We start from the raw sequence: 12,900 nt of genomic DNA on the forward strand, positions 1-12,900 counted from the left end.
TGCTGAACTGAACCGGCTCGCCCTCGTCGACCGGATTCGGGCTGGCGTTGATCGATGCGATCGAAGCCGGCTGGGTGGCGTTGACCGTTAGGGACTGGCTTGCTTCTCCCGCCTCGTTGCTCGCCGTGAAGGTAACCGTGTAGGTGCCCGGCTCGGCAAAGGTGTGTGACGCAGTCAAGCCGGATCCCGTCGATCCATCGCCAAAGTTCCAGCGGTACTCGACGGGGCGCGTGGCTTCAGCCTGATTGATTCGCGCCGAGTATGTGACCGACTCTCCGGTTTGTACGTCGGTTGGCCCGTTGACCGCCAACACCCTGGGAGCGGTGGGGACGGCATTGAAGTTCAGCTTGAAGCCGACCCCTACGAGTTGAGACAAGGCGTCGTAAGAAGTGCCCGACTCGGTCTCATCCATCGCGTCGTCCGGAAACGTCAGGTTCGTTCGTCCCTCGACGTAGAAGGACGCAAAATCGGAAAGGACGATGTCGAGGCCAACCCCGACGGTAGGGCCGCCGCCGACTTCACTCCCCGTGAAGGCGACGTTCGCTCCTGCGTCAAGGTAGGGAGCTACGCCCCACGTCTTTGCCCCGAACGTGTAGCGCCCCAGGAGCTGGGTCACAAAGCGGTCTGGGTCAGGGGTGCCTGTACGTGGATATCGGCCCGCCTGATATGCGAGTCCGACGCTGAAGAAGGGGGAGGTCTGGTAGCCCACCTCGCCGACGTAAGCAAACGAAACCGGCTCCCCGTCCTCCAGGTCGCCAGCATAATGGGAGAGTCCCCCACCGAGCTTGAGATAACCGGTATCGCCGGCTCTCTTCGTCTGTGCCTGAGCCGGACCCGCCAGGGCAGCAAGGGCGATGATCAGGGAGAGGCAGAGCGACGTGACTGTTCGGGTCATAGCTGAAGTGTTCACTTTTGGATAAAGACGATTGGACCGACCTAGCAAGCAAGTAACGGGCAGTGGACGACCGTCATTCCAGAGAGTTACTCGGAATGGGCAAGGGTGCGCGACATTGCTCATCAGCAAATATTGGCTTTCGTAAATGGAGGTTCCTGCGCAGAGGTACGGAACCAGACAAGCGCAAAAAAAGACTCCATTCAGTCCTCACTTTTCCTACTAGTCGGTTCCCAAAGATGGATGAACTCAGGGCGATGAAAAGGACCAGTGGAAAAGTCCAAAGGTTTTTCTTTCTTAGTAGGACCTTGCCGAACAAGTCGCAACAAAAGATGGGGAACGCATCGGGCAGAAGCCAAGATTTCCCGACGATGGTGCCGGTTCTTCGCTCTATGTTTAAGAATTCATCTGTGAGCCTTTCCTAGATCCCGGATGTTGCTGAACACGTCCCTCTGCTACAGCACAAAGGCGCCCTGATCTCGGAGTTCGTGTCTAGAAAACGAGATGCAGGGAGTGGGACGAAAAGTCCGATCAACGCGTGGAAACCCGCTTGGTAAGATGCCTGCGGTTCTCTCAGCAGGGACTCGGTCACTTCGATCCCAGCGCAGTCTGGAAACTACTCGGTCACTTCGATCCCAGCGCAGTCTGAAGGCATTCGGTCCCGGCACTGTGCCCCCACCGCTGCGACTTTGCGGATCTTGGGCAATGACTCCTCGGCATGCCATCTGATCACACTCCGAATGCCCCTCTTCTTCGGTGTGCCCGGGGCGTTCGCCACAAGGTTCGGTCGAGCGGTCCCATGTGGCTTCGCCCACCGTGTTTCGGCGTCTCGTTCACTCGCAAGGCAGATTCCGAACCCTTTGCGAAAGGCCTCCGTAAAGGAACAGCTATTCTCACGATTTCGACTACGGAGCACGGGAGGTGACGTATGCTCGACGACGTACTTGCTCTCATTCGAGAGAACGATCAGTTCTTCATCACGACCCACCTTGGGCCGGACGGGGATGCCCTCGGCTCGCAGCTTGCTCTCGGTCGCTTCCTGCGGAAGATCGACAAGTCGGTCGCGATTGTCAACAGCGATGAGGTGGGATGCAATTTCGATTGGATGCCCGGCATCGGAGAGATCGAGGTCTTCGACAGCTCGCTGTCCCAGCATGAGGCCCTCGCTGAGGCTGACGTCGCCTTCGTGCTCGACACGAACGACGAAGAGCGGCTCGGGAAAGTGGGCTCCCTCGTTCGGGAGGCCACCGCCACCACGGTGCTCATCGACCACCACCTGAAGCCAGAGGGGTGGTTCGATGTCCCGTTCGTCCGCGACACCGCCGCCGCAACCGGCGAGCTGATCTACGAGATTATTGAGGAGATTGACCCGGACCTTATCGACGAGGAGATCGCCACGACGCTCTACACGGCGATCATGACCGACACCGGATCGTTCCGGTACAGCAGCGTCACGCCGAGGCTACACCGCATCGTGGCGGATGTATTGGAACGGGGGGGAATCGAGCCCGCGCCCATCCACGAAACCATCTACGATCGAAAGTCGATGCCCGGCCTGCGCCTGCTGGGCCGTACGCTCAACCGCATCCGGCTCCGGTACAACGGGCAGCTCGGCTATTCCGTTGTCACGCAGCGCATGGTGGAGGACACCGGCGCGAGTTGGGACGACAAGCAGGGCTTCGTCAACTACGTCCTGTCGATCGAAGGGGTGGAAGTTGCGCTCCTGTTCTCGGAGACCAGTGATGGATCCAAGATCAGCTTCCGATCGGAGGCAGACGTCCGTGTCGACGAGTGGGCGCGTCACTTTGGCGGCGGGGGGCACCGCAACGCCGCCGGGGCGTACGTGAAGCGCCCGACCTTCGAGAAGGTGATCGAGGACGTGGTCGACGCGGCCTCCGATTACATTCACTTCGAATCGCGCCATGCTCCGGATGAGGAACTCTCTCCCGAAGATCAGGCGTACCTCCAGACCCTTCTCGACGGGGCATCCGACTCCGGTTAGCAGGTGGCGTCTCACCACTCGCTCTGTGAACTGCACGAAAACACCGAGGATGTGGGGTTGACGTTGATCGGCATCGGCGATTAACGTAACGGTGTCCCGCAAGCTGGCTCATACCTCCGCGGACGCTGGCTTTCTTCGTCTCGGCCCCTCATTCCCTCGTCGTCGAGAATACGCCCCGCTTGATGACCGTCTCTACGACGACAAATCTGCCGGTCGATCTAGACGTTGGTTTGCTCCTGCTTCCCTTCACGGACTCCCACACCTCCCCTTTCGTAGAGGCCCTGTCGGACACGCTCGGATCCGCTATTGAGCGGACCCTACAGGGCTTCGAGGCCGAAGAGGGACAGGCGCGGGTCCTCTGCCCCGAGCAGACGGTGGCTCCCCGAGTGGCGCTCTTGGGACTCGGCCCCGCGTCGGGGCTCGATACGAGGGCACCCCGGACGGCTGTCGCAGCTGAGGCGGACGTGGCACTTGAGCATGAGGCCGACACAATGGCCTGTCCGACGCCCGCAGGGGAGGACCCTGGAGATAAGCGAACTGCCCAGGCGCTCGCCGAGTTGGAGGTGTCCTCAAATGTCGTGGGCTTGCTTCCGGCCACCGACAATCGCCCAGGCCGACGGGCATGCATGCCCGGTGACGTTGCGCGCATGCACCCCGGGACCACCGTTGAGGTCATGAACCCCAACGCGGAGGGGCGCCTGCTCCCGGCCGATGCTCTTTCCTGCACCGACGAACACGATCCCGAACTCGCCGTGGACCTTGCGGCGCTAACTGGCAGTTGCACTGTTGCCTCAGGGCAGGCCGCTGCTGGGGCGATGGCAACGAAACCGACGCCGCTGCCGAGCGCCTCTACGCCATTCAGCGAGCCGGTGAGCGGACGGGCAAGTGGGTTCATCCGCTGCGTGATGGCCCGCGATTGCACATGACTCCTGCTCGATATTCTTCCCCTCACAGTTTCCTTCAATCCTGACGGTTCACGATATGCGCATTCAACGACCCACCTTCCAACGCCCCGAACCGCCGGCTCCGGATGGAAAGCCGACACGCGTCGCAGTTACCCTTGGCGATCCGAACGGCATCGGCCCCGAGGTCGTGCTGAAGAGCCTGCACGACCCCAGCCTGATGCCTTCCATGACGCCGGTTCTCATCGGCTCGGCGCATGTACTTCGGGTCCATGCGGATGTCCTCGGCTTCTCGGACCTCGACATTCACGTCGTGGACGATGTGCCGGACGACGTCCCACACGGAGACGTGGCCGTGCTTGACGTGGCTGAGGACACCGAGCCACCGGTCATGTTCGGCACCGTTACGGCAGAGGGAGGGCGTCTCGCCATGCGGGCCGTGGAGCGGGCCATTGAAGAGTGCCAGGCCGGGACCGTCGACGCGATGACCACCGCGCCCATCTCGAAGGATGCCATTCAGCAGGCCGGGTACGACGTGCCGGGCCACACCGAGTTTGTTGCTCGAAAGACGGACAGTCCCCGCCCGACGATGATGATGGTCGCTGGGGGACTTCGCGTCGGGCTCGTTACGAGCCACGTCCCCCTGTCTGAGGTGCCGGCGTCCATTACCGAAGAGGCCATCCTTGAGAAACTCCGCGTCATCGATGCCTCTCTCCGTGACGACTTTGCCATCGAGCAGCCCAAGATTGCCGTCTTTGGTCTCAATCCGCATGCTGGAGAGGGGGGCACCTTCGGCCCCGAGGAGGAAGAGGTCATCGTCCCTGCCCTACGAGCGGCTCAGCAGGAGGGCTTTCGGGTGGAAGGGCCCCTCGCGGCGGACGGGTTCTTTGGGACCCAGCTCGATTCTGACTTCGACGCTGCCCTGGCGATGTACCACGATCAGGGACTGGTGCCCTTCAAGGCGCTCGCCTTCGATCACGGGGTGAACTTCACGGCCGGGCTCCCCATCGTGCGTACCTCTCCCGATCACGGGACCGCACACGGCATCGCCGGCAAGGGCATGGCCCTCCCGGGAAGCATGCGCAACGCCCTCGAAGTTGCCGTCGCGGTTGCTCGCCACCGCCGTCAGAAGGCCGAACCCGCAGCGTAGTTCCCCCACGACAGCGTGAGTGCACCCCGCTCGGAGAGCATGGGTGGGGGGCTGCAAGGTCGCATGCCGCAAGAGCTGTCTCCAGCGGGACCACTTCCAGCCCTGAGAAGTGTCCCTCGCTAACCACTGTGACCGTCTTCACCGGGCAACGTCATGCAGGACCACTGATCCCCGACTCTCCGCTTAGGCCGTGATTCAGTTCGAGAACGTCTCCGTCTCCTTTCCCCTTCCGAGCGGAGACCAACACCCGGTCCTAGAAAATGTGTCGTTCCGCATCGACCGCTCTGAGCAAGCCTACCTGGTCGGGCCGACCGGCAGCGGCAAGAGCACGGTCCTGCGCCTGCTGTACATGGACCTATTTCCAGATTCGGGGACTGTCCGGATCGGCGACTACCGGTCGGACCACATCGAGGAAGACGAGATTCCGTACCTGCGCCGCTCAATTGGGGTCGTGTTCCAGGACTTCCAGCTTCTCCCGGACCGAAGCGCCTACGAAAACGTTGCGTTCGCGCTCTACGCCACTGGGAAATCGGAATCTGAGGCCAAGAGCCGTGCCACGCGAGCCCTCGGGCGCGTAGGCCTCAGCCACAAGCGATGGCGCTACCCGCACGAGTTGTCGGGAGGGGAGCAGCAACGCGTCGTCATCGCCCGGGCCATTGCCAATGACCCCTGGGCGCTCCTGGCCGATGAGCCGAGCGGCAACCTCGATCCCGCCGTCGCCGACGAGATCCAGGAACTGCTCATGGATCTGCATCGGGAAGGCATGACGCTTTTCATGGCGACGCATGACTACCGGCTCGTCAAGTCCTTCCCAGCCCAGACCCTTGCCCTCATGAACCAACAGGTCGTTGAGGTTGCCCCAGAAACCCTGTAGCCGGTCCCGCGGGTTCGTCCGCGGGCTGTCCGAGGCACCTTGAATGAGGCCCGTCCCGCAACGGACCGCCCACTGCTCAGTCCGGCACGAGCGGACAGGTGTCCTTCGGAGGAAGGACGGGCGGAGGGTCCCCTCCCGCTCCTTGCTCCCAGCGCACGGACGCCTGCACGATGCCCTCCTCGAACGCTTCCCGGGACTGAACACGATGAGCATATTTGACGAACTTCTTCGCTTCAGCAGCCGGACCTTCGACGCGTTCCAGGACTGGTGGGAGGGACCGCAGGCGCGCCGCATCGTCACGTTTGCGCTTGTTGGCGGATTTTTCGTGGCGCTCCTCCTGATCGAGGCCAGTCGTCAGGGGCTGTTGCCCGCCCCTACCGCCACATCGGTAGGGACAAATCACTTCAGGGCCATTGATGTCGCCTTCACGCTGTTTCTAGTCGTCGAGCTGGTTGGGCTAGTCGTTGGTCTTTCAGGAAGCGTCGCCGACACCGCCGGCAAGCAGTTCGAGGTGTTTTCGCTGATTCTCCTTCGGGAGTCGTTCAAGGAGCTCACGAAGTTTGACGAGGAGCCGATTCAGTGGACGCTCGACGGAGTAGGGCGCGAGGCCGTTCAGCTTGCCGTCGTCGACGCCACGGGGGCCCTGCTCATTTTTTTCGCGATGGGACTCTTCTACCGGCTCCAGCGCCGCGAGCCCGTCATAGGATCGCTGGTGGAGCACCAGCGCTTTGTTGCCTGGAAGAAGCTCATCGCGAACGCACTTCTCCTTGTCCTGGCCGGACTCGGCGTGTATTCGATCGTCGGGCTGGTCGGGATCGAAAACTTCTTCGACGACTTCTCTTTCTTTGACACCTTTTACACGGTCCTGATCTTCAGCGACATCCTCATCGTGCTGGTGTCCCTCCGCTACAGCCTCACGTATCACGTCGTCTTCCGAAACTCTGGTTTTGCCGCGGCAACCGTCCTGATTCGTCTCGCGCTGGCCGGTCCCGACTACGTGAATGCAGTGCTGGGCGTTCTGGCGGCGCTGTTCAACGTGGGCGTAGCGGCCACATTCAACTTCGTTGCCTCCGCCGCGCCGACGGCCGAACCGGAGGCCCCGGACCAGGACGAAGAGACCGATTCTGAGGCCGAGCCGAGGGCGGAGGCGCCGATGTGAGACATGAAAAAGTCGTAAGCATCCTTGTGAAAGCTGGGCGCCCCGTACGACGCAATCGAAAAATGGGCCGATCCTCCGGGTACAGCGTTTGCGCAGATCGATCTGCGCTCCTATATTCCAACGGCGCTTTTCGGAGGGCACAGCTGCGAGAAGGGTGTCAAAACGTGTGGTTTGGATGCCGCGCTTTTTCCTAAACGGGGACGAGAGCGTTCCACTACGCGGCGCCTCATCACTGACTTTATCGGTAGGACTCTCTTTCTATGTTCACGAACATCGTTGACAAGCTCGTCAATCTGGTTTGGTCGCGGGGTATTCCGACGGGGACCGGTGAAATCCCGATTACCGTCATTCTGCTGTTGGGAGCAGGAGTCTACCTTACGTTTCGGCTCGACTTCGTTCAGTTTCGCCACCTGTGGCATGGGTTCGCCGTGACCTCCGGCAAGTATGACGACCCGGACGACACCGGGGACATTCCCCACTTTCAGGCGCTCACAACAGCGCTCTCGGCCACTGTCGGGATCGGAAACATCGCAGGTGTGGCGCTGGCCATTCACTACGGCGGCCCCGGTGCGCTCCTCTGGATGTGGGTCACGGCCCTGCTCGGGATGGTCACGAAGTTTAGCGAAGTGACCCTGGCCCAGTTTTATCGCGACGAGGAGCTGGCCGGGGAGGGCGACACCCTGGGGTGGCTCGGGACGGTGTCCGGCGGCCCGATGTACTACATCTCAAGGGGGCTTGGCTCAAACTGGGTGTGGATGGCCGTTGCCTCGGCGGGACTGCTCGGCATCACGTCGTTCCTGACCGGGAATGCAAACCAGTCAAACACGGTCGTGGACACGATGAGTAGCTTCAGTGCATTCTTTGGGATGGAGGGAGCATCGGTCACGATCCTGGGCGGCAGCGTTCCGGTGTTTGATCTCATCGTGGCGGGACTGGTATCCGGCACGATCGCCGTCGTCATCATCGGGGGCGTGACGCGAATCGGGCGCGTCACAGGGATCGTGGCTCCGTTCATGGCCGCAATTTACGTGCTGGGGGGAATTACCATCCTCGTCCTCAACGCGGGCGACGTCCCCGGGGCTGTCGCAGAGATCTTTCGCAATGCGTTTGTCCCTGCCTCGGGAGTCGCCGGCACCGGTGCGGGGGCGTTCCTCCTCACGATGAACTACGGGGTGCAGCGCGGGCTTTTCTCAAACGAAGCGGGCATGGGGTCGGCCCCAATCGCCCACTCAGCGGCGAAGACCGAGGAGCCCGTCTCGGAAGGGAGCGTGGCCCTGCTGGAACCTTTCATCGACACAATCATCGTCTGCACGATTACGGGCCTTGCCATCGTCGTCACCGGGGTCTGGGACGATCGGGTCCCGACCGAGCTCGTGCTGGATGGAGGGGACGTCTCCTACCGCCTTGAGGATCAGGGAAGCATCTTTTCGCCGGGCGATCCGCCCACAGAGATTCAGATCATCGACGGAGTTCCACGGGTGGAGGAGGGCACGCCCCAGTTTGCCTGGCACGAGGCTGTCGTCGATACCTTCTACACCAGCTGTGCTGGGGACTGTGCGGGGCGGTCAGACCTGCAGGGCCTGTTCACCGGAACGCTCTACCCGCAGAAAGGGGTTGCTGTCTCCGACAACGGAACTCGGTACCAGAGCCTCTACGGTCCGGCCGTCGAGAATGGAGCGCCGCTCACCCAGCTTGCCTTTAAGCGAGGCCTCTCGCCGCTCGGTGACTGGGGAGGGCTCATCGTCGTCTTCAGCGTCATTCTCTTCGCCATCTCCACGTCGATCTCCTGGAGCTACTACGGAGACCGATGCTCGATCTATCTCTTCGGGGAGAAGGCCGTCCTCCCGTATAAGGTGATCTTTGTCGCAATCAACTTTATCGGTGGCATTGCGCCACTGGCAACCGTGTGGGCCATCGGCGACATCGCACTTGGCCTCGTGATTATCCCAAACCTTGTCGGTGTGCTGCTGCTTTCCGGCAAGCTCGAAGAGATCGCCGACAGCTACTTTGAGCGCAAGCCGTGGCTTGAGGCTGCCGGGAGGTCCGGCGGCGCAGAAGAGGGTTCGCAGTAGGCGCAACCACAAAAATCCCGGAGACAGCAGGGCCCCTCGCCCCCTCCCGATTGCACAGTCCCCCGTCCCCATGGAATCCCTCACCGTTGTCGACCACCCGCTTCTGAAGCGTGACCTGACCATTCTGCGTCGGCAGGAGACACCGCACGGTCAGTTTCGGAAGACCGTCTCCGACGCCGCGGCCATCCTGGCCTACGAGGCGATGCGTGGCATTGAGCTGGAAGAAGTCGGCATCGAGACGCCGATGGAATCCACGACGGGCTACGAAATCGCCGAAGACGTCATGGTTGTGCCCATCATGCGGGCCGGCCTCGGCATGGTGGACGGCTTTGTGCGGTATGTGCCGGAGGCACGGGTGGGGCACCTCGGCATGCAGCGCGATGAGGAGACGAACCGCCCAGTGGACTACTACAGCAACGTTCCGGAGGGAATCGAGACGGCCCACGTGTTCGTGGTGGACCCGATGCTGGCGACCGGGGGAAGTGCGACGTCGGCCATCCACCACCTGAAGGAAGAGGGAGGGCAGCACTTTACGTTTGCCTGCCTCGTGGCGGCTCCAGAAGGGGTAAAGACGCTTCGTGAGGAGCATCCTGACGTCCACGCTGTCACTGCGGTCCTCGACCGTGAGCTCGACGAGAATGCCTTTATTCGGCCCGGTCTGGGGGATGCGGGCGACCGGATCTTCGGCACCAGAGACTGATGACGTCCTCAAATCGATGGCTCACTTCCGCACCGCTCTGCGCATTGCAATCCTCGTCGCGACTTCCCTGTGCGTCGTTCAGGGGGCAGCCGCGCAGGACGGAATCGACGTGCCCGATCCGGTCCTTACAGGGATTGAGTTTTCGGTCACCGTGCCGGGGGATTCGTCACTGGGCGCACCCGGCACACCGGCCGTTCGGGTCGGCGGACGAACTGTGCCGCTCGAATACAGTGCGGACGCGCAAGAATGGACGAGCGAGGAGGTGACCACTTCCTCCAGCGGGACTGTCTCCGTAGACGTGGTGAGAAACGGGCAGGTGCTCCGGTCCACGAGCACCCGGTCGATTCCCGGCTGGCTGTCCCTCTTGCCGCCGCTCCTGGCCATTGGGATGGCCCTCGTGTACCGGAAGGTGGTGCCGGCGTTGTTTTTCGGCGTATGGGTCGGGGCCGTCATTGCCATCAGCTTCACGCCCTGGGCCCTGTTCAAGGGATTGCTTGACGCGTTTGAGGTCTACGTGCTCGAGGCGATGGCCAACCCCGATCATGTGGCCATCATACTTTTTTCGCTCATGATTGGGGGAATGGTTGGCATCATTTCCAAGAATGGAGGGACCCTAGGCATCGTCGAGCGTCTCACCGGCCTTGCAGATGACTCCCGGCGCGGACAGATGGTGACTGGGGTTCTGGGGATTGGCATCTTTTTCGACGACTACGCCAACACGCTCATCGTGGGCAACACGATGCGGCCCGTGACCGATCGCCTCCGCATCTCCCGGGAGAAGTTGGCCTACATCGTCGACTCCACGGCCGCCCCCATTTCGACGGTCGCTCTCGTGACGACCTGGATCGGGTATCAGGTGGGACTGCTGGGAACGGCAATCGAGAACATCGAGGGGTTCTCGCAGGGAGCGTATTCTGTATTTCTCAATTCCCTTCCGTACAACTTTTATCCGTTTCTTGCCCTGTTCTTTGTTTTCCTCGTGGCGTACTCGGGCCTCGACTTTGGGCCGATGCTCAAGGCCGAGGAGCGGGCCCGGAACACGGGCAAGGTGCTGGGGGACGACGCCAGCGTAGATGAGGCGGCCGAGGGGGAGGAGCTTGAGCCGCCGGAGGGGACGCCGTATCGCGCCGTCAATGCGGTAATTCCCATCGTTGTGCTAGTGGGCGGTGTGCTGGTAGGACTTTACGCGACGGGCGTTCAGGTCGTTGGGGCGGACGCCTCGCTGTTTACCATTATCGACGAGGCCAATTCGTACACGGCCCTCATGTGGGGATCACTGCTTGGGGTTGTGGTCGCCGCTGCGCTCTCCCTCGGGCAGGGCATTTTGGACCTGGAGCAGACCGTGGAGGCGTGGTACGAAGGCCTGAAGTCGATGCTGTTCGCGATGATTATCCTCGTGCTGGCGTGGTCGCTCTCGAACATTACCGACGTGCTGCATACGGCGGACTACCTCGTCTCCGTTCTCGGAGAATGGCTGCCCCCCGGCGTCGTGCCCGCCATTATCTTCGTTCTCGCCGCCGCGACGGCGTTCGCCACGGGGTCAAGCTGGGGGACGATGGGCATTCTCATGCCGCTCGTGATTCCGCTGGTCTGGGCGGTGCTCGCCAAAAACGGGATGGATGCCCCCGCCCACTACCACATTCTCTACTCGTCCGTCTCCTGCGTGCTCGCCGGGTCGGTCTGGGGCGATCACTGCTCCCCGATCTCCGACACCACCATCCTTTCGTCGATGGCCAGCGGGTGCGATCACATCGAGCACGTGCGGACGCAGTTGCCGTACGCACTCACCGTCGGGACCGTCGCCATCCTGTTCGGGACGCTGCCCGCAGGCTTCGGAATGCACTGGTCGATTGGGCTTGCCGTGGGGGCGACTCTGCTCGGGGGGATTCTGTGGATCGTCGGTACCCCCGTCGAGACGGCGTCCCCCTCCCTCGAAAAGACCGGGGCCGCGGTGGAAATGTAGGGGCCCTGGAAGACTGGTCCGGTTGGGCTGCTGATGCTCTCGCTTCGCCATTGCTTCGAGCACAAATCCCTCTGACCCACGATGCTTCTCGACGCCGACGACCGTCCCTGGGGCCGCTGGGAGGAATACCTCAACGAGCCCGGCTACCGGGTAAAACGGATCATCGTGAATCCCGGCGAGCGCCTCTCGCTGCAGAAGCACGAGCACCGCAAGGAGCACTGGGTCGTCGTGCGGGGTGAAGGCGTCTTCACGCGCAACGACGAGGAAATTGACGTCTCGGAGGGCGACACCTGCTTCATCGACGTGGGGGACGTACACCGCATCGAGAACGACGGCGACGAGCCGCTCGTCTTTATCGAGACGCAAATGGGTCTCTGTGTGGAGGAGGACGTGATCCGGCTTGAGGACGACTACGGGCGTGAGTGAGCCGTTGGGAGCGCACGGAGGTTCAGATCCGGCGCCGGCCGCCGATGTATCGGCCTCGGAACGACCGAAGGAGCGTCGCTCGGCACTATCGATGGGGCGGTGCGTTTATCCATCTGCCTGAATAGATGTCCTATGCACCACCGACTCGTTCTATGGTCCTTCCGATTTACGTCTACGGGCACGACGCCCTGCGCCAGGAAACGGAGCCTGTAGAGAAGAACACCGAGGGTCTCCAGACGCTCGTCGACAACATGATCGAGACGATGCACGAAGCCGCCGGCATTGGGCTGGCGGCGCCACAGGTGGGGCACAGCGAGCGCCTGTTCGTGATCGACCTGACCCCGATGGCCGACGAGACGGCGGCGGAGGACGAGCCGCTGCCCCCCCAGCCAATGGTGTTCATCAACCCTGAGATCGTCGAGGAGGGGGCGTCGACGGTCGACCTCGAAGAAGGCTGTCTCTCCATTCCTGAAGTCCGTGAAGTAGTGACCCGACCGGAGCGGGTGCGAGTGCGCTACCGCGATCGGAACTTCGAGGAGCAGGAACTCGAAATCGGTGGTATTCTGGCCCGGGTCGTGCAGCACGAGCACGACCACCTGAACGGAGTCCTGTTCACCGACTACCTCAGCAGCTTCCGGAAGCGTCTGTTGCGGCGCCGACTCCGGCAGATCGCTGAGGGAGACATCGAGGCCGACTATCCACTCATCACGCAGGGTGACGAGACCGTTCCGGCCCGGTAGCGGGCCCCGTGCGGTTCCTG

Annotated in this window: 11 protein-coding genes; 10 read left to right on the plus strand and 1 reads right to left on the minus strand. The window is 62.1% G+C overall.

Annotated features, from left to right (window positions below):
* The coding region (locus ABEL04_RS03900; protein WP_375801073.1) for a PKD domain-containing protein at positions 1-895 on the minus strand (895 nt) is incomplete at its 3' end.
* Positions 896-1,820: 925 nt separating this feature from the next.
* On the opposite strand from ABEL04_RS03900, the gene ABEL04_RS03905 reads away from it, so the two are divergent.
* The 10 genes from ABEL04_RS03905 to def all read left to right on the plus strand — a co-directional run bounded on the left by ABEL04_RS03905 (position 1,821) and on the right by def (position 12,880).
* Positions 1,821-2,894 (plus strand): bifunctional oligoribonuclease/PAP phosphatase NrnA, encoded by a 1,074-nt coding sequence (locus ABEL04_RS03905; protein ID WP_375801074.1) that lies wholly within the window; start codon positions 1,821-1,823, stop codon positions 2,892-2,894.
* A 182-nt stretch (positions 2,895-3,076) separates the two neighbouring features.
* A complete protein-coding gene (locus ABEL04_RS03910) occupies positions 3,077-3,820 on the plus strand; it encodes a M17 family peptidase N-terminal domain-containing protein (RefSeq protein WP_375801075.1) in 744 nt (247 codons plus the stop codon).
* Positions 3,821-3,875: 55 nt separating this feature from the next.
* Positions 3,876-4,946 (plus strand): 4-hydroxythreonine-4-phosphate dehydrogenase PdxA, encoded by a 1,071-nt coding sequence (gene pdxA / locus ABEL04_RS03915; protein ID WP_375801076.1) that lies wholly within the window; start codon positions 3,876-3,878, stop codon positions 4,944-4,946.
* Between the two features lie 190 nt (positions 4,947-5,136).
* Complete coding sequence (locus ABEL04_RS03920) at positions 5,137-5,820, plus strand: cell division ATP-binding protein FtsE (protein WP_375801077.1); 684 nt, start codon at positions 5,137-5,139, stop codon at positions 5,818-5,820.
* Between the two features lie 205 nt (positions 5,821-6,025).
* Positions 6,026-6,979: a hypothetical protein gene (locus ABEL04_RS03925; protein WP_375801078.1), complete on the plus strand. Its 954-nt coding sequence runs from the start codon at positions 6,026-6,028 to the stop codon at positions 6,977-6,979.
* 260 nt (positions 6,980-7,239) lie between these two features.
* Entirely contained in the window at positions 7,240-9,051 is a 1,812-nt protein-coding gene (locus ABEL04_RS03930) for an alanine/glycine:cation symporter family protein (protein WP_375801079.1), read from the plus strand.
* Positions 9,052-9,121: 70 nt separating this feature from the next.
* Positions 9,122-9,751, plus strand: coding sequence for a uracil phosphoribosyltransferase (gene upp / locus ABEL04_RS03935; RefSeq protein ID WP_375801080.1), 630 nt, complete (start codon positions 9,122-9,124; stop codon positions 9,749-9,751).
* Positions 9,752-9,767: 16 nt separating this feature from the next.
* The gene (locus ABEL04_RS03940; RefSeq protein ID WP_375801081.1) at positions 9,768-11,714 is read left to right on the plus strand and encodes a Na+/H+ antiporter NhaC family protein; all 1,947 of its coding nucleotides are present in this window, start codon (positions 9,768-9,770) and stop codon (positions 11,712-11,714) included.
* 81 nt (positions 11,715-11,795) lie between these two features.
* Positions 11,796-12,140, plus strand: coding sequence for a phosphomannose isomerase type II C-terminal cupin domain (locus tag ABEL04_RS03945; RefSeq protein ID WP_375801082.1), 345 nt, complete (start codon positions 11,796-11,798; stop codon positions 12,138-12,140).
* A gap of 152 nt (positions 12,141-12,292) precedes the next feature.
* Positions 12,293-12,880, plus strand: a complete 588-nt coding sequence (gene def / locus ABEL04_RS03950) for a peptide deformylase (protein ID WP_375801083.1) — start codon at positions 12,293-12,295, stop codon at positions 12,878-12,880.
* Positions 12,881-12,900: the final 20 nt, after the last annotated feature.

The sequence above is a fragment of the Salinibacter sp. genome (genome assembly GCF_042218895.1).
Lineage (GTDB): Bacteria > Bacteroidota > Rhodothermia > Rhodothermales > Salinibacteraceae > Salinibacter.